Raw genomic sequence first — 21,620 nt, forward strand, 5'->3', positions numbered from 1 at the left:
GCGGCCGACGTCGCCCGCCTGGCCGCCCGGCCGGGCCTCGCCCGCCTGCAGGCCGCCGTGAGCGTCTGCCGCGCCTGCCCGCGGCTGGTCGACTGGCGCGAGGAGGTCGCCGTGACCCGGCGACGCGCGTTCGCCGACCAGCCGTACTGGGGCCGCCCGTCGCCCGCCTTCGGGGTCGACGACCCGGCGGTGCTCGTCGTCGGTCTCGCCCCCGCGGCCCACGGCGCGAACCGCACCGGCCGGGTGTTCACCGGCGACCGCTCCGGCGACTGGCTCTACGCCGCGCTGTACCGCGCCGGCCTCGCCAACCAGCCGACCTCGGTGTCGGCGGACGACGGCCTCACGCTGTCGCGCACCCGCATCCTCGCGGCCGTCCGGTGCGCCCCGCCCGCGAACAAGCCCACCCCGGCCGAACGTGACACCTGTCGTCCCTGGCTCGCCGCCGACCTCCGGCAGACCTGGGCCTCGGTCCGCGCCGTCGTCGTGCTCGGCGGCTTCGGCTGGGACGCCCTGTGGCCCGCCCTCACCGCCGCCGGGATCGAGGTCCCCGCCCGCCGCCCGTCGTTCGGTCACGGCGTGGAGGTCCCACTCGGGCGAGGCCGGGTGGTGCTCGGCTGCTACCACGTCAGCCAGCAGAACACCTTCACCGGACGCCTCACCGAACCCATGCTCGACGCCGTCTTCGCCCGAGCCCTCGAGGTCGCGGACGGCCGCTGACGACGACGCGGGGGCGATCCGGACGCAGGTGTGCCGGAACCGCGGTACCCCCGGTCGGGTTCGAACCGACGCTGTGACGCTGTCAAGGCGCCTGCGGGCGCCGGTACCCCCGGTCGGGTTCGAACCGACACTGTGACGCTTTCAAGGCGCCTGCGGGCGCCGGTACCCCCGGTCGGGTTCGAACCGACACTGTGACGCTTTTAAGGCGTCTGCCTCTGCCAGTTGGGCTACGGGGGCGCGTTCGCAGCGTGGTCTCCGGGGGGAGACAGCGCTACGGGGGCGCCCGCTGATCCTCTCAGCCGCACAGCGGCTGCCCAGCCACGGCGCGTTCACTGTGAGAGTCTGATCAGGTCATTGCCAGTGTTCCGTTGACAGGAGCGTCACCCGTGTCGAACCCCGTCCTGACCAAGTTCGAGAAGGACACGCGTCGCGCGCAGGTCCGTCAAGCGCCGCCGCCGTCCCCGGCCGACCTGCAGCGCATGTACGACCAGCGCTCGACGATGCCGCCTGGCTACGCGCCGCCCGCCTACGACCCGAACCAGCAGCGCCCCCAGCCCGGCACGGGCTTCCCGCCCGGCGGTGGCGGCGGGTTCGGCGGCGGCTGGGGTGGCGGCGGTGGCGGCGACGGCACGCCGGCCTCGCGCCCCATGACCATCGACGACGTCGTCACGCGCTCGGCCGCGATGTGGGCCGTGCTGTTCGTGGCCGCGGCCGCGACGTGGGCGCTCGTCGGCACCGCGAGCCCCGCGGTGGTGCCGCTGCTGATCGGCTCGTTCATCGTGACGATCGGCCTGTCGTTCTACGTGTCGTTCCGCGGCAAGGCCAACGCCCCGCTGTCGATCGTGTTCGCGGTCGCCGAGGGTGTCCTGGTCGGCGCGATCAGCAAGCTGTTCAACGACTGGTACCCGGGCCTCGTCGTCCAGGCGGTGCTCGCCACCCTCGTCGTCACCGGCGTGACCTTCGCGGCCTTCAAGGTCACCGGGTTCCGCGCGTCGCCGAAGTTCACCAAGTGGGTCGTCATCGGCACCTTCAGCGTGCTGGGTCTCGCGCTGGTCAACCTGCTCGCGTCGTTCTTCATCGACGGCGGCCTCGGCCTGCGCGACGGCGGCCCGCTCGCCATCGTCTTCAGCCTGGTCTGCATCGGCCTCGCGATCTCCAACCTGCTGCTGGACTTCGACCTCATCAACCGGTCGATCGAGCAGGGCGCGCCGGAGAACACCGCGTGGCTCGCCTCCCTCGGCCTCATGACCACCGTGGTCTGGCTGTACATCGAGATCCTGCGTCTGCTGTCGTACTTCAGGAACTGACACCCCAGCAGGGCTTGCACGACCCCGACGCCCACGTCACCCTCGGTGGCGTGGGCGTCGTCGTGTCCGACTACCGGCAGGCCCGGCCCGCACCGGCGCTGCGGGGGAGCGTCGCGGCCTACAGCGGTTACCGCGACGCCGGCGGGCCGGCCGCGACCCACGTCGGGCTCCCGTCGCCGTTCCTGACGTTCATCGTCACGCTCGACGACGACCTGGAGATGCTCGCCGGTGACGGCCGCGCGACGTTCGCCAACCTCGTCGCCGGCATCGACACCCGGCCGGTGACGATCGTCCACGACGGTCGCCAGTCCGGCGTCCAGATCTCCCTGCACCCGGCGGGCGCCCGTGCCCTGTTCGGGTGCACCACCGCCGCCCTCGGCCCGGAGAGCCACCGGGCGTCCGACGTCGCGCCCTCGTGGGTCGACGAACTGCAGGACCGGGTGCGGTCGGCCACCACCTGGGACGCGCGGTTCGCCGCGGCCGACGCCGTGCTGACCCGGGTGCTGCGCCCGTCGCCGGTCGACCCGGCGTTGACCCACGCGTGGCACGCGTTGCGCGAGGGCGGGTGGAGCGTCGCGGGGCTCGCCGACCGGATGGGGTGGGACGCCCGGCGGCTGCGGCGGGAGTTCGACGCCGAGTTCGGGATCTCCCCGAAGACCGTCGCCCGGCTCGGACGTTTCGACCGCGCCCGGCGCGACCTGCTCGGCACCGGCGAACGGCCGAGCCTCGCGCACCTGGCCATCCGTCACGGCTACTACGACCAGGCCCACCTCGCGCGCGAGTTCCGCGAGCTCGCGGGCCTCGCTCCGACCGCGCTGTTGACGGCCGAACGTCGTTCGTGATCGGGCGCCACGGGCGCCGATTCGTCCAAGCCCGGGCGCGACGACCCTGGAAGGCTTCCCGCATGAGCGAGTCCACCGAGTCCTCCACCGCACCGGCCCCGACGGTCTGGCCGACGTTCCGCGCGCGTGACGCCCACGCCCTGATCACGTTCCTGTGCGACGCGTTCGGCTTCGAACGGGCCGTCGTGTACAACGACGGCGACGTGGTGCAGCACGCCGAACTGCGCTGGCCCGAGGGTGGCGGCGTGATGCTCGGCTCGGCTCGAGACGACAACGACGCCCACGTCGCCGCGCCCGGGTCGTCGAGCGCGTACGTCGTCACCGCGGACCCCGACGCCGTCCACGCCCGGGCCGTCGCCGCCGGCGCGACGATCACGAGGGAACCGTTCGACACCGACTACGGTTCGCGCGACTTCGCGGCCGTCGACCCCGAGGGCAACCGCTGGTCGTTCGGCTCCTACGCCGGCCACGGCTGAGCGCGTCACTGCAGCGCCGCGTACCAGCGGCCGGCCGCGGCGGCGCCACGCCTCGCCCGCTCGAACAGCACCCCGAGCGTCAGGAGCGCGACCCCGGCGAGGGCCAGCGTGATCCACCGCGGGGCGCCGACCGCGTACGGCGCGAGCTGCGAGACCGCCAGCACCGCCTCGGTGGCCGCGCCGAGCAGCAGCGGCGCGGCGAGACGGAACCGGAACCCCAGGGCGGTGAGGGCTGCGGCAGCCGCCGCCGCGGCCACGAGTCGGGTGACGCCGGGGTCGGACAGCGCGAGCGCGACCGTCGGCACCGCGGCGATCAGCACCGCCGGAGCGGCCCACGCCCAACTCGAGAGCGTCGGACGGCCGACCCGGCCGAGGACGCCCGCGATCAGCGCCACCGCGGCGACCGGCAGGGTGTAGGCCTCGACGAACCCGATCCGGGCCACGGCCGCGAGGTCCATCGCAGCGAGCGCCACGCCAGCACTGCCGAGCAGCACGACCGTCCGCGAGGTCCGGACGGCGCCGTGCACGAGGCCCGCCGCACCCAGCCCCACGAGCGCGACGGCGAGGGCGGGGGAGCGGGTGTCGAGCGCCTGGGTCGCGATGCCCGCGAGCAACGCGCCGAAACCGACGGCCGCCCCGCCCGCGACCAGGGTGTCGCGGCCGGACGACCGGAACGCCGCGGTCAGCAGGAACGCCACCGCGATGGCGGTCCAGGAGCAGGTGAGCCAGAGGCCGGATTCGGCCCGCTCGACCGCCAGCAGGCCCGTGCCGAACACCGCACCGACGGTCGTCGCGACACCGGCGAGGACCCGGGTCGTGCCCCGGCCGTGCCACGCGGCACCGGCCGCGGCGGCGGCGAGCAGCAGCACGAGCGCCGCTGCGAGGTCGGCGTCACCGCCGCGCGCCACCTCGGCGGGGACGAGCGCCAGGCCGAGCACCGCCGCGCCGAGGCCGAGCGGGCGACCGTTGGCGGTCGACGTGACGGGCAGTGCCCACACCGCGGCCACTGCGCCAGTGACGAGCACGGTGGTGAGCGCGCCGAGCGAGCTCACCGCCCCGGCCAGGACGAGGGCGGCGGGCGCCGCGGCCAGCGGACCCGCGACCGACACGATGATGCGGGTGTCGTCGGCCCGGCCCGCGGCCACGGCTCGCCCAGCGGCGAGGAGCAGCGCCACCGCGACGACGGACCACACCAGGCCGGCGGGCAGGACGTCGGCGAACGGCCGCGACGACCACCCGGCGTCGATCCCGGCGACGGCCGCCACCAGCCACCAGCCGACCGCCGCGACCGTCGTCGCCGCCGCAGCCGGCACGTCCCGACGGGCGAGGACCGCCGCGAGCGCACCCAACCCGGCGCCCACCACGAGAGCGACGACCGAGCCGACGCCCGACGACGTCGGGAACCCCGCGCGTTGCGCCGCGACCAAGCCGGTCGCGGGCAGCACGGCGAGCGCCGCGACGGCGGTGGTGCGGTAGGTCGACAGGCGGTCGACGAGCGCCAGCCCGGTCGTCACCACGAGCACGACCGCGGCCGCGAAGGTGAGCCACAGCCACCACTCCAACCGGGCCGCGCCGAAGACGTCGAGGTGGTGAGCGCCGGCGAGGTCGAGCGCGAGCAACCCGGCGGCCACCAGGGCCAGGGCCTCCGCGCTGGCCCGCAGCCCCCGGCGCGCGAGCAGGTGGGCCGCGCCCGCGGCGAGCGCGGTGACGACAAGCGCCAACCCGGCCTGCCCGCCCGTCCCGATGCGGTGCCACGACACCGCGAGGTAGATCGCCCCCGCCACCAGCACGCACAACGCCCCGGCACCGAGCAGGACCCGCTGGATCAGCGGGCCCCGGTCGGGCCGGGGCGTGGGGGCGCCGGACGTTCCGGCGGTGGTGTTCTGGGGGTGGGACGGCGGTGCGAGCGGTGCGTTCACGGTGACTCCTCGGGTCAGGCGGTGGGTCCTGTCCCACCGTCGCTGCCGGACCCCGTGCTGCGCGGCGGTCAACCTGCTCGACTGCGTCTGAGTAGATGTGCTCAGATGACCGGGTGGGCGCGAGACGGCCACCGGCTGAACCGGTGCGGGTCGAGGGCGACGGCATCGTGTTGCGCGGCTACCGGCCCGACGACGAACCGTTGCTCGCTGCAGCGTTCGCCGATGTGCAGATCCGGATGTGGAACCCGCCGCCACGGGACCTGGACGTCGGGGACTGGTGGCGGCGCCGGGCCGACTGGTCCGGCGGCGGCCACGCCACCTGGGCGGTGGCCGACCCGGTCGACGACCGTCTGCTCGGTGACGTCTCGCTGCACGAGCTCGATCTCGACGGAGCGGACGCCGAGATCGGTTACACGGTGCTCCCGGCCGAGCGGGGTCGGCGGGTGGCCACGCGCGCGATCGAGGCCGCGACGCGATACGCCTTCAGCGAGCTGGCTCTTTTCCGGGTCCAGCTCTACCACGCTGTGGAGAACGTTGCGTCCTGCAACGCAGCCGAGGCTGCCGGCTTCCTGCTCGAGGGGACGCTGCGGCAGTCGTACCGCTACGGCGATGGTCAGCGCCACGACGAACACCTGCACGCGCGCCTGGCTACCGACTGAGCGCTGAGCAGCTCACACTGTTGCGTTGCGCAACGGTGTCCGGGTGGGGTCGACGTCGTGTGGTGGTGTCCACCACGGGACACCGTCTTCCATGTGGCAGGTCCATCCCCACCGGCCGAAGTTGCGGTGGTGGTGCCCGCACAGCAGGGTGAGGTTGTCGATCTCGGTCTCGCCGTCGAACAGCCAGTCGAGTACGTGGTGTCGTTGGCACCACTGCGGTGGGATCCGGCAGCCGGGGAAGCTGCAGTGCTCGTCTCTGGCCATGAGCGCTTTGGTCTGGCCGGGGCTGGCCAGACGTCTCGTTCGGCCGTGGGACAGGACGCCGCCGGCGTCGTTGAGGACGACGGGGATGATCTCGGCTTCGGCGGCCAGGTTCAGCAGTTCGGCCACGGACATGTCCCCGCCGTGGCTGGTGTGGACCCGGCCGGTGCGCTGTTCCAGGTCCTGTACGGTCATGGTGACGACGAGGGTGGTGGGGACGCCGCCGGAATCGGGCAGGGTGCCGGAACGCAGGAACCGGTCGCACAGTTCCTCCAGGGCGTCGTGCAGGCGGACGTCGGCAGCGCGGGCGTCGGGCCCGTGGCCGTCGTCCGGGCGGGGTGCGGCCAGGGGGCTCAGGACGGTCTGCAGCTTCGCGAACAGCCCGGCAGTCAGGTCACCGCGCGCGACGCACGCACCGTCGTCGTGCTGGGTGAGGCGCAGGGACCGACGGCGACGCTGGGCTTCGTCGCGGGGTTTCGGTCCGTCCTGGTCGAGCCGGTCGCGCAGGTCCCGACCGAGTGCGGCGACGTCGGTGGCGTCGTAGACCCGGGCGACCTTCAGCAGGGCCCGCTCGGCCGCGTCGACGACTTCGACCGGGAGTCCGACCGGGAGGGCGGTCAGGGCCCGGTCGATGGTGTGGGCGTGGTCCGCGGTGATCAACCCCGCGCTCTGGGCGGCGGCAACGTGCGGACGCACAGGTGGCAGTGGTTCGCCGGTCAACGTCACGCGCGGGGCGCAGCCGTTGGCGGTGCGCACGCGTCGTTTGGCCTCGGCCGGCCGGATCCGCAGCGCGCCGGCCAGCCAGGCTGCGGTGGAGCGGGCGCCGGTGCGTTCGATGGTGTCGGGCCGGCGTTCAATCTCCGCGATCAGGACTTGATCGCAGGAAGCGATGACGTTCACCGCGGCCTGCAGTTCGTGGACCGCGTCGAGCACCTCGTGCCCCTCCGCGTCGCGTACCGCGGCGGGGATCAGCGCCGCGAGCGTGTCGACCTGGGCGCGCAGCGCCGCGATCTGGTCGAGCATCGACAGCGGCTCAGCCCCGCCGTGTTCGGCGGCGTCCATCGCGGCCAGGATCGCCTGCGCCTGGTCGGAGAGCACGAATCCGTCGTCGGTCTCGAGGAAGACCGGCTCGCACGGCACCCACTGGTCAAGGGTGGTCAATGATTCGTGCACGTGTTCGAGTCTATCACTCGAGCCCGGAAGGTCAATGATTTGCTGTTGATTCCCCGGCCGGCGGTTGCGCGCGGGCTGGGTTCCGAGAGGAACTGCGATGAGGGTCCCCGACCCGACGGCGTGGTCGACTGGACCAGACCAGCTCTCGCTCTCGGCGCACCCGCCGCGCGCCGTTCACCTGCTTGTGGTCACCGCCCGCTCTTCTCGGAACAGCACGACGAGCAGGTACACGGGAACGGAACCGTCGGTCGACCGCGAGAGACGTACTGGTCCACCGCACCACCCACTGGTGCCGGGTACCCCTACTCGTCCTTCTCTCGGAACCCGACCCCGGCGCAACCGGGGCTGACGAACGGAGACCTGCGCACGCATCGCGGGTCCGCGGCGGTCACGCCGGGCACCAGTTCCGAGAAAACTGCGATGAGGGTCCCCGACCTGACGGCGTGGTCGACTGGACCAGACCAGCTCCCGCTCTCGGCTTGCGCCCCGCGCGCCGTTCACCTGCCTGTGGTCACCGCCCGCTCTTCTCGGAACAGCACCGCAAGCAGGCACACGGGAAACGGAACCGCCAGCCGACCGCGGGAGACGGTCTGGTCCAGTCGTCCACCCACGGGCGTCGGGTACCCCTACTCGCAGTTCTCTCGAAACCCAACCTCGCGCAACCGGCGCTGACGAACGGGGAACTCTCACGCATCGCGTGTCCGCGACGGTCACGCCGGGCACCAGTTCCGAGAGAACTGCGATGAGGGTCCCCGACCTGACGGCGTGGTCGACTGGACCAGACCAACTCCCGCTCTCGGCGCACCCGCCGCGCGCCGTTCACCTGCCTGTGGTCACCGCCCGCTCGTCTCGGAACAGCACCACGAGCAGGTACACGGGAAACGGAACCGTCGGTCGACCGCGAGAGACGTACTGGTCCACCGCACCACCCACGAGGGCCGGGTACGCCTACTCGCAGTTCTCTCAAAACCGTTGCACCACGCAACTGAAACCCGAGGGCGAGAACTACTCCCCGGTCGACCCGTCCACAGCCTCCCGCAACAGATCGGCGTGACCGGCGTGGCGGGCCGTCTCCTCGATCATGTGCCCGATCGTCCACCGCAACGACGACTGTTCGCCGTCGCCGCGGGGGAGGGCCGAGAGTGCGTCGGGACCGGAGGCGGCGGCGACCACCGCGCGGCTGCGGTCGCACGCGTCGCGGTACAGCGCGCGCAGGTCGTCACCGGTGTCCTCGAGCGCGGTGCGGAACTCCCACTCGGGGTCGACGTCGAAGTCGATCTCGGAGAACGGCGGCAGCTCGTCGTGGCCGGCGAACCGGTGGCTGAACCACCAGTCCTCGTTGAGCGCGCCGTGCTTGAGCAGGCCGGCGAGCGTGAGGGACGAGGACGGCAGGCGGATCCGCAACTGGTCGTCGCTGAGCCCCTCGCACTTGCGCAGCAGCACCTCGCGCTGCTTGTCGAGGAACAGCACGAGGTTGTCGAGCTCCGGGTCAGCCACGCCCTGACGGTCTCACGACAGGCGTTCGATCACCATCGCCATTCCCTGACCGCCGCCGACGCACATGGTCTCCAGACCGATCGACTTGTCGTGGAACTGCAGCGAGTTGATCAGCGTGGTCGTGATGCGGGCGCCGGTCATGCCGAACGGGTGGCCGACCGCGATGGCGCCGCCGTTGACGTTGAGCTTCTCGATGTCGATGCCCAGCTCGCGGTACGAGGGGATGACCTGCGCGGCGAAGGCCTCGTTGATCTCGACCAGGTCGATGTCGTCGATGGTCATGCCCGCGCGCTTCAGCGCCTGCTCCGACGCCTTCACCGGGCCGAGACCCATGATCTCCGGCGACAGTGCGGTGACACCGGTCGCCACGATGCGGGCGAGCGGCGTGAGTCCGAGCTCCGACGCCTTGGTGTCGCTCATGATCACGAGCGCCGCGGCGCCGTCGTTGAGCGGGCAGCAGTTGCCGGCCGTGACGCGACCGTCGGGCCGGAAGACCGGCTTGAGACCGGCCACACCCTCGAGGGTGACGCCGGCCCGCGGGCCGTCGTCGGTGCTGACCAGACCGTCGGGGGTGATGACGGGGGTGATCTCGCGAGCCCAGAAGCCGTCGGCGATGGCCTTCTCGGCGAGGTTCTGCGAGCGCACGCCGAACTCGTCCATCTCCTCGCGGGAGACGCCCTTGAGCAGTGCGAGGTTCTCGGCCGTCTGGCCCATCGGGATGTAGACGTCCGGCAGCGCCGACGTGCCCTCGTGGTGACCGAGCCGCGGGTCGCGCCAGTACTCGGCCCCGTTCGCGGCGACCTCGGCGGTCCGCTCCTCGGCCTCGTCGAACAGCGGGTTCTTGGTGTCAGGCAGGCCGTCCGAGGATCCCTTGACGAACCGCGAGACGGTCTCGACACCGGCGGAGATGAAGACGTCGCCCTCGCCGGCCTTGATGGCGTGCAGCGCCATCCGGGTGGTCTGCAGCGACGACGAGCAGTAGCGGGTGATGGTCGTACCCGGCAGGTGGTCGTGGCCGAGGAGCACCGCGACGACCCGGCCGATGTTGTAGCCCTGCTCGCCGCCCGGGAGCCCGCAGCCCATCATCAGGTCGTCGATGTCCGCGGGGTCGAGCTCCGGGACCTTGTCGAGTGCGGTCTTGACGATCTGCGCGGCGAGGTCGTCGGGCCGCAGGTTGCGCAACGAACCCTTGCCGGCGCGCCCGATGGGCGAACGGGCGGTGGCGACGATGACGGCTTCGGGCAAGGGGACCTCCGTGGTCAGTGCTGGTTCGTCGGCGCCAGGGCGTCGACCTGGTCGTGGTCGTCGTCGCCCGCGGGTGGAGCGGGGACTTCGTCGGTGGTCTGGCGGCGCAGGATGCGCGCCCAGCGCCCCCGCCGGCCGCGGGCGGACCCGGCGACCTCGGCGGGCAGCACCTCGGTGCCGGGGTTGTTCGCGGCGCGGGCCGCGGCCTTCGCGACCGGGCGGGCCCGGTCGCTGGTGAACAGCGTCGCGGGCTCGGTGTTGGTGGCGAGGCCGAGAGCGTCGACGGCCGACGGCAGCACGGCCTCGACGGCGGCACGGTAGCCCTCGGCCGACGGGTGGAACTGGTCGGCGGCGAACCAGTCGCGGTTCTTGGCGAACCCCGGCCCGACCATGTCGGCCAACGACACCGTGCGGCCGCCGTTCTCGACGACGGCGATGGTCTGCGCGGCGGCCAGGGTGCGCGACATCCGACGCGCGATCAGCCGCAACGGCTGGGCGATCGGGCGGATGGTCCCGAGGTCGGGGCAGGTCCCCACGACGACCTGCGCTCCGGACTCCCGCAGCGTGCGGACGGCGTCGGACAGGTGACGGATGGACTCCGACGGCTGGATGCGGTGCGTGACGTCGTTGGCGCCGACCATGATCACGGCGAGGTCGGGTCGGTGGGGCAGGGCGCGTTCGACCTGCTCGACGAGCCCGGACGACTCGGCGCCGACCACCGCCACCGAGGTCAGTTGCACCGGCCGGCCGGCCACGGCCGAGAGCCGCATGGCCAACTGCACGCCCGGGGTGTCGACGTCGCGGTGCACGCCGTACCCCGCTGCCGTGGAATCGCCCAACATCGCCATGCGCAGCGGTTCGCCGCCGCGGCCGCGGTGCCGGGCGAACGCCGACGGCGCGGTCCACGTGATGCCGTCGCCGCTCGGCGGGTCACCGTCGGCCGCGGGGATGCGCCGCCGGGCGAGCTTGGTCTCGCCGACGATCACGCCGTAGAACGCCGCACCGAGAGCGCCCAGGGCACCGAGGGACCCGCCGCCGTAGGCCGCTGCGATCGCGACCCGGCGGGCGCGCGACGCCCTGCTCACGTGTGCCGGTCCCCCTCGTGTCCGTGTCACTCACGCTAACGGGCTCGTCCGCGCCGCGCTCGTGGGGCTGCCCACACCGCCCGATGGCGCACGCTGCCGTCCGCGCGGCGTGCCCACCGGCGCCGAACCGCCGCCAGCTCGGCCGCGCCCGGAGCCGTGAGGTCGCCCGCACGTTCGAGGTGTTCGGCGAAGTCCCAGCCCTCGACGAGCGACGACACGCGCGGTCGGTTCCGCGCCCACACCTCGAAACGCTTCCGGTCGGACGTGGTCGCGAGCAGCCCGGGCCAGCGCCACGCCACCTCGCCCGCACGCTTGTGCAGCAACGCCGTCGCGGCGACGTCGACGCGGTGGCTGTCGACACCGGGTGGCGGCGCACCGCCGGTGGTCAGCGCCGCGACCAGGGCGGCCTGACGCGCGGCGATCTCGGCGCGGGCGTCGTCGCTCACGTGACCCGCGGACGCCGCGCGGCGTCCGCGATCACGTCGAGTTCACCGGTGATCTCGCTGGCCGCGGGGAAGTGGTCGTCACGTTCGAGCATCACCGCGGGATCGCACCCCCGCGCCCGGCAGCGGTCGAGCGTCACGGAGAGCAGGTCCAGCACCTCGGGGAGGACGGCGGCGGCGTGGGTGTCGTGGTAGAGGCCCTCGTGGTCGACGGTGCCGCCCGCGACGTGGCAGTACGCCACCCGCTCCAGCGGCATCGCCGCGATCTCGGCGACCGGGTCGGTACCGCGGTTGACGGCGTTGGCGTGCACGTTGGCGACGTCGAGCACGAGCAGCGCGCCGGTGCGGTCGAGCAGCTCGGTGAGGAACGCGCCCTCGGACAACTCCGCCGCGGGCCACTCCACCAGCGTCGCGATCGGTTCCAGGGCGAGCGGCACCGGCAGGTGCTGCTGGGCCAGCTGCACGTTCTCGACCAGCACCTCGAGCATCTCGCGGCTGCGTTCGACGGGGAGCAGGTGACCGGCCTCCAGGCCACCGGCGCGGACGAACGCGACGTGGTCGCTGACCAGGGGAGCGCCCACGGCTCCCGCCACCGCGCCGAGGTGCTCGACGCGGGCGAGGTCGAGCGGCTCGGCCCCGCCGAGCGACAGCGAGATGCCGTGCGGGACGACGGTCACCCCACGGGTCACGAGCGCGGCGAGGGTCTCGGGCAGTGCGCGCGGGTCGAGGTTCTCGGCGACCACCTCGCAGAACCGCAGGCCGGGCAGGCCCGCGACGACCCCCGCGATCTCAGGTCGCCAGCCGATCCCGACCGTTGCTTCCAACAACGGTCGCGTTACGGTCATCCGCCGCCCCCGCCACCGCCGCAGCCGCCGCCTCCGCAGGAGCTCCCGCAGCTCGCGCCGCCGTCGGACCCTCCGCTGCCGCAGCTGCCGCCCCCGCCGCCGGACCCACAGCAGCCGCTGTCACCGCCCAGCCACGACATCGAACCGCCGTCCGAGCTGGAGCCGGACGTGCCCGAGGAGGAGCGAGCGAGGACGCCGCAGGCGGCGGCGAACGAGGGGTCGGCACCGAGGACGGACCCGGCGCCGAACACCGCGACGGCGAGCCCCGCCGCACGCGGGCCGTAGGTCCTGAAGGACGGTGCCAGGCGAGGGTCCAGGTGGGCGTGGTCGGTGCGGGCCCTCGCGAGCACCCGGCGGGCCCGCGCGGTCGCAGCGATCGGGACCCGCCGCACGAGCGCGGAGGCGAGGAACGCCACCGCGACCAGCCCCACGAGCGGCACCACCCGCCCGCCGTCGACGAACGACCCGCCCGAGGCGTGGGTGGCCAGCAGCCCTCCGCCCACGGCCACGAACACGATCAGCTGGGGTGCCCGCAGCGCCCAGCGCGCCGCGCGGGTGTCGATGAGGCCCCGCCGCTCGAGGTCGTCGGAGAGGGCAGCGGTCGCGGCCCGCACCTCGGGGTCGCGGACCAGGGTGGCGACGGTCGGCACCCGGTGACGCGCGCAGGCGCCGAGCACGACGGCGTCGAACCGGTCGAGACCACCGACCGGACCGGACGTCGGGTGGCCGTTGCCGTCGACGAACCCGCCTGCGCGCAACTGCGAGAGCGCGGCGGTGACGGCACGGGACGGTCCGCCGGCGAGGAACGCCAGCGACACCGCGTCCGACGACGGATCGACCGGGTCGGCGCCGGCGTCGACGCGGCCGGGGCGGCGTCGCAGCACCACGGCCAGCACGATCGCGACAGCGACCGCCAGCGCGGCGAGCCCGATCGGTGAGGAGAGGTCCACGGACCGAGTCTCGGTCGCGCCTCGCGGAGCTGTCGACGGGAAGGGTTCCCCACCCTCGGTCAGAGCCGCTTGACCCACCGCGCCCAGTCGGCCTGGCGCGCGTAGCCCAGGCCGCTCCACAGCGCGTGGGCGCGGGGGTTGTCGTCGAGCACCATGGCGTCGGCCCGGGTGGCGCCGAACCCAGCGAAGCGCCGTTCCGCGGCGTCCACCAGCTGCCGGGCGATCCCGCGTCGTCGCCACACCGGGTGCACGGCCAGCCGGTACAGATGGCAACGCCAGCCGTCGAAACCGGCGACGACCGTGCCGACCAGCACGTCCCCGACCGTTGCGCTCAGCAACGCCGCCGGATCCCGTTCGAGCAGGCGGCGCACGGCGTCCTCGGAGTCGGCGGGGCGGTGGGCGTCCTCCGCCGCGAGCGACCAGAACGCGAGCAGGCGCGCGGGGTCGATCCCGCCCGCCCGGCCGACCACGACCGCCGGTTCCGTGGCCGGCGACCGCCACTCGACCTCGCCGTCCACGACGCGCCCGGTGACGACCAACCCCGCGGCGCGGGCGACCGCGGCCGAGGCCAGGTGGCCCGGGTGGACGTACGCCCGGACCACGTCCACGCCCTGCTCCCGCAACCGGTCGACCACCACCGCGGCCGCCTCGGTCGCGAACCCGCGGCCCTGGTGAGCGGAGCCGATCACCCAGGCGACGTCGGCCGTTCCGCGTTCGACCGTGGCCTGGACGAAGCCCACCGCGGCGCCGGTCGTGAGGTCACGGACGATCCAGTTCAGCCACTGCTGTCGCCCGTCGGGGGACCCGCCGACGACCTGGGCGGTGTAGCGGCGTCGCAGCGAGTCGGGACCCGGCGGGTGGCCGCCGGTGAACCGGTACAGCGCGGGATCGGCCAGGACGTCCGCCATCTCCGCGGCGTCGTCGACCCGCAGTGGCTCGAGCCGCAGCCGCGCGGTCGTCAGGGTGGTCGGCGTCAGTTCGGCACCGCCGGCGCCAGGTCAGGTCGGGGGAAGGGGCGCTGCAGCGTGAACGCCTGCCGGCACGGTCCGGACGCCCGCAGCAGGTCGAGCCGGGCCATGGCCTCGGGCATGGTCGGTCGGGTGCCGGCGGGGATCCACCAGGCGCACGTGAACGCCTCACGCATCGGCACGAACCACTCCCGCCGCCCGCGCATGGCGGCCGCGTGGTGGCCGCGGTACACGAAGTCCGTCAGTGCCTCGGTCGACTCCCACACGCTCATGTTGATGATGAGGTCGGGGTTCGCCGGATCCGGCTGCAGCGACGTCGCGTCACCCTCCTCGGTCTGCAACCGCCACACGAACCCGGGGGCGGCGTCCGCGAGCGCGTTGACCGGTTCGAGCTGCTCGACGAAGCCCCGCAGTCGCTCGGAGTCCAGCGGCTCCAGCGGCACGCCCACGTTGACCTGGGCGAGCTGGTAGCCGCCGACCGGGTGCCGCACGGTCGCGACCGTATCGGCGCGGCGGCCGCCACGGCTAGATTCGCGGGGTGGACACCCGCGACATCACCTACGTCCGGACCGCCATCGAACTGGTCGGCAACACCCCGCTGGTCCAGCTCGACAAGGTCATCGACGCCGATCCGTCGACCGGGCCGCTGCTGCTCGCCAAGGTCGAGTACCTGAACCCGGGGGGTTCGGTGAAGGACCGCATCGCGGTGCGCATGGTCGACGCCGCCGAGGAGTCCGGCCAGCTGAAGCCCGGCGGCACGATCGTCGAACCGACGTCGGGCAACACCGGCGTCGGGCTCGCCCTCGTCGCCCAGCAGCGCGGGTACCACTGCATCTTCATCTGCCCCGACAAGGTGTCCAAGGACAAGATCGACACGTTGCGGGCGTACGGCGCCGAGGTCGTCGTCTGCCCGACGGCCGTCGACCCGAAGGACCCGCGCTCGTACTACTCGGTGAGCGACCGGCTGGCCCGGGAGACGCCCGGCGCCTGGAAGCCCGACCAGTACTCCAACCCCAACAACCCGCGCTCGCACTACGAGACCACCGGTCCGGAACTGTGGAAGCAGACCTCGGGGCGGGTCACACACTTCGTCACCGGCGTCGGCACCGGCGGCACCATCAGCGGCACCGGCCGGTACCTCAAGGAGGCGAGCGACGGCGCCGTGCGGATCGTCGGCGCCGACCCGGAAGGTTCGGTCTACTCGGGCGGAACCGGCCGGCCGTACCTCGTCGAGGGTGTCGGCGAGGACTTCTGGCCGAGCGCGTACGACCCCTCGGTCGTCGACGAGATCATCGCCGTCTCCGACGCCGACTCCTTCGCCATGACCCGTCGCCTCGCCCGCGAGGAGGGACTGTTGGTCGGCGGTTCGTGCGGGATGGCCACGGTCGCCGCGGTCCGGCTCTGGAAGCGGCTCGCCGCCGAGGGGCGCACCGAGGACGTCGTCGTCGTCCTGCTGCCCGACGGTGGTCGCGGCTACCTGTCGAAGATCTTCAACGACACCTGGATGAGCGACTACGGCTTCCTCGGCGGCGCCGCGGGCGTCACGGTCGGCGACCTGCTGGCCGAGAAGGGGAGCGAGGGCCACCTGCCGCCGCTCGTGCACGCGCACCCCAACGAGACGGTCCGCGAGGCCATCGACATCCTGCGGGAGTACGGCGTCTCGCAGATGCCGGTCGTCAAGGCCGAACCGCCCGTGACGGCCGGCGAGGTCGTCGGGTCGGTGCAGGAGCGGGCGCTGCTCGACGCCGTGTTCACCGGCGCCGCCACGTTGGCCGACGCGCTCGAGCCGCACATGAGCGCGCCGTTGCCCATCGTCGGCTCCCGCGAGCCGGTCACCGCGGCGATCGACGCCCTGCAGGGCGCCGACGCGTTGCTCGTCCACGTCGACGGCAAGCCCGCGGGCGTGCTCACCCGTCAGGACGTCCTGGGGCACCTCGCCGACGAGCGCTGAGCCGCCGCGGGCGGACCTCGACCTGTGCGTCGGGTGTGTGGTCTACTGCCGCGCCCCCACCGCGCGTCGACAGGTTCCCCGTCATGGTCAGTGCCGTCCCCCGTTCCCGTGCCCGCACCGCGCTGCTGGCCGTCGCTGCCACCGTCGCGGCGGTCCTCGCCGGGGTGCTGGTCGACCCGTCGACCGCGCGGGCCGACGACACGACCGTCTCGCAGGACACCCTGCGCACCGGCTGGGACCGCGCGGAACCCGCGCTCGCACCGGCGAACGTCGGCGCCTCGGACTTCGGGCGGCTGTTCGCGACCCACCTCGACGGGCAGGTCTACGCCCAGCCGATCGTCGCGAACGGCACCGTGCTCGCCGCGACCGAGAACGACAAGGTCTACGGACTGGACCCCGAGACGGGCGCGATCCGCTGGACCCGCGACGTCGGACCTGCCTGGCCTGCGGCGGCGATCGGGTGTGGGGACCTCGTCCCGAACATCGGCGTGACGTCCACCCCGGTGTACGACGCCGCGACCGGCACCGCCTACTTCACGGCCAAGGTGGACGACGGCCCGGACGACAGCCAGCCGCACTGGTACATGCACGCCGTCGACATCACCACCGGCGTCGAACGCGCCGGTTTCCCCACCACCATCGCCGGTGCACCGAGCAACGATCCGGCCAACGCGTTCAACCCGTTCACCGCGATGCAGCGGCCGGGTCTGCTGCTCATGGACGGCGTGGTCTACGCCGGTTTCGCGAGCCACTGCGACGCCGGGCCGTACGTCGGTTACGTCGTGGGCGTCAACGCCGCTACGGGCGGCGTGAAGACCATGTGGTCGACCGAGGCAGGGTCCTCGAACGCCCTGGCCGGCATCTGGCAGTCGGGCGGTGGCCTGGTCTCCGACGGTCCCGGCCGCATCATCGTGGCCACCGGCAACGGGGTGTCGCCCGCTCCCGGTCCGGGGCACACCCCGCCCGCGACCCTCGCCGAGTCGGTCATCCGGCTGCAGGTCGGGACCGACGGCTCGTTGTCGGCGGTCGACTACTTCAGCCCGACCGACAACACCAACCTCGACCGTGACGACACCGACCTCGGTTCGGGTGGTCCCCTGGCGATCCCGGACGGCTACGGCACCGCGGCCCACCCGCACCTGCTCGTCGAGGTCGGCAAGGACGGCCGGGTGTTCCTGCTCGACCGCGACGACCTCGGCGGCACCGGACAGGGACCCGGGGGGACCGACGCCGTCCTGCAGACCGGTGGCCCGTTCAACGGCGTGTGGGGTCACCCGGCGTTCTGGGGCGGCGACTCGGGCTACGTCTACACCGTCGAGAACAGCGGCCCGATGCGGGCGTTCAAGGTGGGCGTGGCGGGCAACGGCCTGCCGGCGCTGACCTCGGTCGGCACCACCTCGTCGACCTGGGGGTACACGTCCGGGTCGCCGGTGGTGACCTCCGTCGACTCGACGCCGGGTTCCGCGTTGGTGTGGTCGGTCTTCTCGTCCGGGTCGAACGGCGCCAACGGGCAACTGCGCGCGTACGACGCCGTGCCGACCGGCGGCGTGCTCAAGCTCCGGTTCTCCGCCCCGATCGGGACGGCCGCGAAGTTCCAGGTCCCGGCGACCTCCGACGGCCGGGTGTACGTCGGGAACCGCGACGGGGTGCTGTTCGGCTTCGGCCGTCCCGCCGCCGGCGCGCTCACGGGCACCGCCACCGACCTCGGCCAGGTGCGGGTCGGCAAGCCCAGCACGGCCACCGCGACCGTCACCGCCACCAAGGCCGTCACGGTGACGGCGGTCGCTGCCGACGCCCCCTTCTCCGTCGACGCGCCGACGCTGCCGGTCACGCTGCAGGCGGGCCAGCAGTTGCCGGTGACGGTGCACTTCACGCCGTCGACGTGGGGCGCGGCGTCCGGGGCCCTGACCTTCACCACCGCCGACGCCGGGTCCTTCGCGTTCGACCTGCACGGGACCGGTGTGCGGCCGGGCCTCGGTGCGTCACCGTCGTCGCTGGACTTCGGCGAGGTGCCGGTGGGCGGCCGCTCGACCCGCAACGTCAACGTGGTGAACACCGGGCGGACCGACGAGACGATCACAGCGGTGTCGGGTCCGACCGGGAGCTTCAGCAGCACCGGTCTGCCCAGCGTCGGGACCCCACTCGCGCCGGGCGCGTCGGTGTCGATCCCGGTGACCTTCGGGCCGCGCCGCACCGGTGCCCTGAGCAGCAGCATCGTCGTCACCTCCGACCAGGGCCGGGTGACGGTCTCCCTGAGCGGGACGGGTGTCCAGGGCGCGCCGCACCTGACCATCGCGCCCACCACGTTGGCGTTCGGGAAGGTGTCCGTGGGGTCGAGCCGTACGGCGTCGTTCGACATCACCAACACCGGCAACCTGACCCTGACGCTCACCAAGGCGGCTCCGCCCCCCGCGCCGTTCGGGACCTCGACACCGGTGTCGGAGGGGCAGCAACTCGCCCCGGGTGACACGGTGCACCAGTCGGTGACGTTCGCGCCCACCGCCACGGGTTCGTTCACCGGGAAGTACGTCGTCACCGGCAACGACGGGCAGGGCGCGCAGCAGGTCGTCGTCACCGGTCGCGGCGGGCCGCCGCTCGTCACCGTGCCCGGCCCGGCGGCCGGTGGCTGGCAGGCCAACGGGGCGGCGACGCAGTCGGGCGGCGACACCGTCCTGACCCCGGCCGAGAGCAGTCTCGCGGGCGACGTCGTGCTGCCGACCCCGCTGACCCCGGCCGGCCTGCACGTGCGGTTCACCGCCGAGATCAGTGGTGGCGGGGGCGCCGACGGCATGACGTTCGCGTTGCTCGACGCCGCGACCTCCACGGCGTCGTCGATCGGCAACAGCGGGGGCGCGCTCGGTTTCGCCGGTCTGACCGGCTACGCCGTCACGCTCGACACCTACCAGAACGGCAGCGACATCTCGGACAACTTCACGGGCATCGCGCGCTCCGGACCCGACACCGTCTCCGACGAGGTGACCTACCTCAAGCAGAAGCAGGTGCCGACGCCGCTCACCGCGGGCACGCACACCGTCGACGTCACCGTCGCCGCCGCGGCACTCACGGTGGCGGTCGACGGCACGGTGTCCTACTCGGCTCCGGTGACGCTCCCGGACCGGGTGCTGCTCGCCTTCACGGCCGGCACGGGTGGGCTGACCGACCAGCACGTCGTGCGCGACGTGGTCATCACCCGCCCGGCCGCCCGCGGCCCCGTGCTCGGCGCGGGAGGCGCGTGCCTGACGGTCGGTACCGGGTCGCCCCGGCCGGCCGTGCTGGCCGCGTGCAGCGGCGCGAGCACCCAGAAGTGGGTGGTGCAGGCCAACGGCACGCTGACCAGCTCGGGCCAGTGCCTCGACCTGCCGACCCCGGGTGCTGGTCCGGTCGACGCCGTCGCGTGTTCCGGTGGCGCGGGCCAGGTCTGGCAGGCGCGTCCGAACCGGACCGTGCGCAACCCGGCCTCGGGGCTGTGCCTCGCCACCGCGGGGGGCGGCACGGCCGACGGGGTGCGGGTGGTCGCTGCAGTGTGCAACGCTCGCAAGCCGACCCAGCAGTGGCAGCTGCCGTCCTGAGTCCAGCCGGGGGTCGTCCGGAGGTCAGCCGGACAGCCCCATGAGCCGCGCGCCGTTGTCCCAGAGGACGGCCCGCAGCCAGTCGTCGCCGAGATCCAGACGCGCCAGCGCCTCGAGTTGGTGGGCGTACGCGTAGGGGATGTTCGGGAAGTCCGAGCCGAGCACGACCTTCCCCCCGAGGTCGGCGAGACGCGCGACGTACCCCGGCGGCATCGGCGTTGTGGCCTCGACGAAGTCGGTGCCCGCCATGGTGGTGTCGAGGTGGACGTTCGCGAACGTGGTCGCGAGGTCGGCGAAGGCGTCGTACTCCGACATGCCGAGGTGGGCGATCACCAGCGTCAGGCGGGGGAAACGGCGCAGGACGTCCTCCACGGCGCCCGGGCCGGTGTACGCCCCGCGCAGCGGTGCCGACCCGGCGTGCATGACGATCGGAACCGCTGCATCCTGCAACGCTCCCCACGCGGGGTCCAGGAGCGGGTCGGACGGTGAGTACTGCCCCACCTGCACGTGGGCCTTGAACAACCGCGCGCCGTGCTCGAGGGCCTCGACCACGTACTCGCCCACGTCGGGCTCCGGGAACAACGTTGCACTGTGCACCGCATCGGGAACCCGAGCGGCGAACTCGTCGCACCAGCCGTTGAGGTAACGGGCCATACCGGGCTTGTGCGGATAGCACAGCGAGGGGATGCCGCGCAGCCCCAGTCCGCGGGCGAGCGCCAGCCGCTCCGGCTCCGGGTGCTTGTAGTGCACCGGCCAGGCCCGGCCGTAGTGCTCCTCGGCGTCGTCGAAGTACGCCCAGACCTTCGCCAGCATCCGCTCGGGCAGGAAGTGCACGTGGACGTCGGCGAGTCCTGGCAGGCCGAGCGCCCGCCAGAAGCCCGGGACGTCGGCGTCGGAGCGGGGCGGGTTCACCCGCGCAGCGCCGCGGCCACCGCGGCGAGCCCGCTGTTCAGTCGCTGCACGCCGGTGTCGAAGTCGGGGTGGTGCTGGCTGTAGGCCGCCACGAGGTAACGCTGGCCGCCGATGACGACGATGCCGAGACTGTTCACCAGCCACTTGCCGCTGTCGTCGTCGTTGTTCAACCAACCGTTCTTGTTCTCGGTGGTCGTGCCGGGGTCGGCCATGGTCGGCGTGCCCCACCGCTGGTCGGGCACCACGTTCGCCATGAGGTTGTTGACGTAGGCGACGTCGGCGGCGGTGAGGAACGTCGGGTCGACCAGTTCGCTCAACACCTTGATCTGGTCGGCGGCCGACGTCGTCGACACCCCGAAGTACCCACCGCCCGTGATCTGGGTGTGGGTCATGCCGAGCATCGACACCGTCTGCTGCAGCGCCGCGTCGCCGCCACCCGCGCGCCAGAGCACCAGGGCGGCCTCGTTGTCGCTCTGGGTGATCATCGCGGTGGCCTGCTGCTTCTCGTAGTCGCTGAGGCCGCCCACACCGCCCCCGGTCCGCAACAGGGTCTCGAGGATCGTCACCTTGATCGTGCTGCCGGTGTACATCCCCGAGGGTGAGCCGATGGTCATCGCGGCGTGCGTGGTGAGGTTGAGCGTCGCCACCGACCAGGTGTCCCCGCCGCCGCCGAGGGTCGCGTCGAGCTTCGCCGGGAGCGCCGCCACCGCCGCCTTCTGGGCTGCGGCCTTCGCCGCGGCCGCCGCTGACGCCGAGGCCTTCGCCGCGGCCGCGGCCGACTGCGACGCCGAGGCGGCGGCC

19 protein-coding genes and 1 tRNA gene are annotated in these 21,620 nt (G+C 73.2%); 7 read left to right on the top strand and 13 right to left on the bottom strand.

Going from position 1 to position 21,620, the window contains the following annotated elements:
• On the top strand, nt 1–717 hold a 717-nt coding region (locus ACXR2U_RS21990), incomplete at its 5' end, for a uracil-DNA glycosylase (protein ID WP_458827233.1).
• 163 nt (nt 718–880) lie between these two features.
• Here the strand turns inward: ACXR2U_RS21990 and ACXR2U_RS21995 are convergent.
• Nucleotides 881–954, bottom strand: a tRNA-Leu gene (locus tag ACXR2U_RS21995).
• 149 nt (nt 955–1,103) lie between these two features.
• Between ACXR2U_RS21995 and ACXR2U_RS22000 the strand changes: the two genes are divergently transcribed.
• The 3 genes from ACXR2U_RS22000 to ACXR2U_RS22010 all read left to right on the top strand — a co-directional run bounded on the left by ACXR2U_RS22000 (nt 1,104) and on the right by ACXR2U_RS22010 (nt 3,342).
• Nucleotides 1,104–2,024: a Bax inhibitor-1/YccA family protein gene (locus ACXR2U_RS22000; protein ID WP_458827234.1), complete on the top strand. Its 921-nt coding sequence runs from the start codon at nt 1,104–1,106 to the stop codon at nt 2,022–2,024.
• 14 nt (nt 2,025–2,038) lie between these two features.
• Nucleotides 2,039–2,866, top strand: a complete 828-nt coding sequence (locus ACXR2U_RS22005; protein WP_458827235.1) for a helix-turn-helix transcriptional regulator — start codon at nt 2,039–2,041, stop codon at nt 2,864–2,866.
• Between the two features lie 62 nt (nt 2,867–2,928).
• Nucleotides 2,929–3,342, top strand: coding sequence for a VOC family protein (locus tag ACXR2U_RS22010; protein WP_458827236.1), 414 nt, complete (start codon nt 2,929–2,931; stop codon nt 3,340–3,342).
• Nucleotides 3,343–3,347: 5 nt separating this feature from the next.
• On the opposite strand, the gene ACXR2U_RS22015 is transcribed toward ACXR2U_RS22010, so the two are convergent.
• Entirely contained in the window at nt 3,348–5,261 is a 1,914-nt protein-coding gene (locus ACXR2U_RS22015; protein WP_458827237.1) for an SCO7613 C-terminal domain-containing membrane protein, read from the bottom strand.
• 143 nt (nt 5,262–5,404) lie between these two features.
• Between ACXR2U_RS22015 and ACXR2U_RS22020 the strand changes: the two genes are divergently transcribed.
• Nucleotides 5,405–5,920: a GNAT family N-acetyltransferase gene (locus tag ACXR2U_RS22020; RefSeq protein WP_458827238.1), complete on the top strand. Its 516-nt coding sequence runs from the start codon at nt 5,405–5,407 to the stop codon at nt 5,918–5,920.
• Between the two features lie 12 nt (nt 5,921–5,932).
• Here the strand turns inward: ACXR2U_RS22020 and ACXR2U_RS22025 are convergent, their stop codons facing one another.
• The 9 genes from ACXR2U_RS22025 to ACXR2U_RS22065 all read right to left on the bottom strand — a co-directional run bounded on the left by ACXR2U_RS22025 (nt 5,933) and on the right by ACXR2U_RS22065 (nt 14,878).
• Nucleotides 5,933–7,354 (bottom strand): HNH endonuclease signature motif containing protein, encoded by a 1,422-nt coding sequence (locus ACXR2U_RS22025; RefSeq protein ID WP_458827239.1) that lies wholly within the window; start codon nt 7,352–7,354, stop codon nt 5,933–5,935.
• Between the two features lie 1,005 nt (nt 7,355–8,359).
• On the bottom strand, nt 8,360–8,851 hold the full coding sequence (locus ACXR2U_RS22030) for a DinB family protein (protein WP_458827240.1): 492 nt from the start codon (nt 8,849–8,851) through the stop codon (nt 8,360–8,362).
• Between the two features lie 12 nt (nt 8,852–8,863).
• Entirely contained in the window at nt 8,864–10,096 is a 1,233-nt protein-coding gene (locus ACXR2U_RS22035; RefSeq protein ID WP_458827241.1) for an acetyl-CoA C-acetyltransferase, read from the bottom strand.
• 14 nt (nt 10,097–10,110) lie between these two features.
• Entirely contained in the window at nt 10,111–11,181 is a 1,071-nt protein-coding gene (locus ACXR2U_RS22040; RefSeq protein WP_458827242.1) for an SGNH/GDSL hydrolase family protein, read from the bottom strand.
• A gap of 35 nt (nt 11,182–11,216) precedes the next feature.
• A complete protein-coding gene (locus ACXR2U_RS22045; RefSeq protein WP_458827243.1) occupies nt 11,217–11,627 on the bottom strand; it encodes a hypothetical protein in 411 nt (136 codons plus the stop codon).
• Entirely contained in the window at nt 11,624–12,469 is an 846-nt protein-coding gene (locus ACXR2U_RS22050) for a DUF692 domain-containing protein (RefSeq protein ID WP_458827244.1), read from the bottom strand. Before ACXR2U_RS22050 ends, ACXR2U_RS22045 begins: the two co-directional genes overlap by 4 nt.
• Complete coding sequence (locus ACXR2U_RS22055; RefSeq protein WP_458827245.1) at nt 12,466–13,419, bottom strand: TIGR04222 domain-containing membrane protein; 954 nt, start codon at nt 13,417–13,419, stop codon at nt 12,466–12,468. Before ACXR2U_RS22055 ends, ACXR2U_RS22050 begins: the two co-directional genes overlap by 4 nt.
• 59 nt (nt 13,420–13,478) lie before the next feature.
• Entirely contained in the window at nt 13,479–14,396 is a 918-nt protein-coding gene (locus tag ACXR2U_RS22060; RefSeq protein ID WP_458827250.1) for a GNAT family N-acetyltransferase, read from the bottom strand.
• The gene (locus ACXR2U_RS22065) at nt 14,393–14,878 is read right to left on the bottom strand and encodes a DUF3291 domain-containing protein (protein ID WP_458827246.1); all 486 of its coding nucleotides are present in this window, start codon (nt 14,876–14,878) and stop codon (nt 14,393–14,395) included. The genes ACXR2U_RS22060 and ACXR2U_RS22065 overlap by 4 nt, the downstream gene beginning before the upstream one ends.
• A 62-nt stretch (nt 14,879–14,940) precedes the next feature.
• Between ACXR2U_RS22065 and ACXR2U_RS22070 the strand changes: the two genes are divergently transcribed.
• Nucleotides 14,941–16,338 (top strand): cystathionine beta-synthase, encoded by a 1,398-nt coding sequence (locus ACXR2U_RS22070; protein ID WP_458827251.1) that lies wholly within the window; start codon nt 14,941–14,943, stop codon nt 16,336–16,338.
• An 83-nt stretch (nt 16,339–16,421) separates the two neighbouring features.
• On the top strand, nt 16,422–19,907 hold the full coding sequence (locus tag ACXR2U_RS22075; protein WP_458827247.1) for a choice-of-anchor D domain-containing protein: 3,486 nt from the start codon (nt 16,422–16,424) through the stop codon (nt 19,905–19,907).
• 24 nt (nt 19,908–19,931) lie between these two features.
• On the opposite strand, the gene ACXR2U_RS22080 is transcribed toward ACXR2U_RS22075, so the two are convergent.
• Nucleotides 19,932–20,819 (bottom strand): amidohydrolase family protein, encoded by an 888-nt coding sequence (locus ACXR2U_RS22080; protein WP_458827248.1) that lies wholly within the window; start codon nt 20,817–20,819, stop codon nt 19,932–19,934.
• Nucleotides 20,816–21,620 (bottom strand): serine hydrolase (locus tag ACXR2U_RS22085; protein WP_458827249.1); only part of this gene is annotated, 805 nt, incomplete at its 5' end. The genes ACXR2U_RS22085 and ACXR2U_RS22080, both read right to left, overlap by 4 nt.

It is taken from the genome of Jatrophihabitans sp. YIM 134969, from assembly GCF_054456675.1.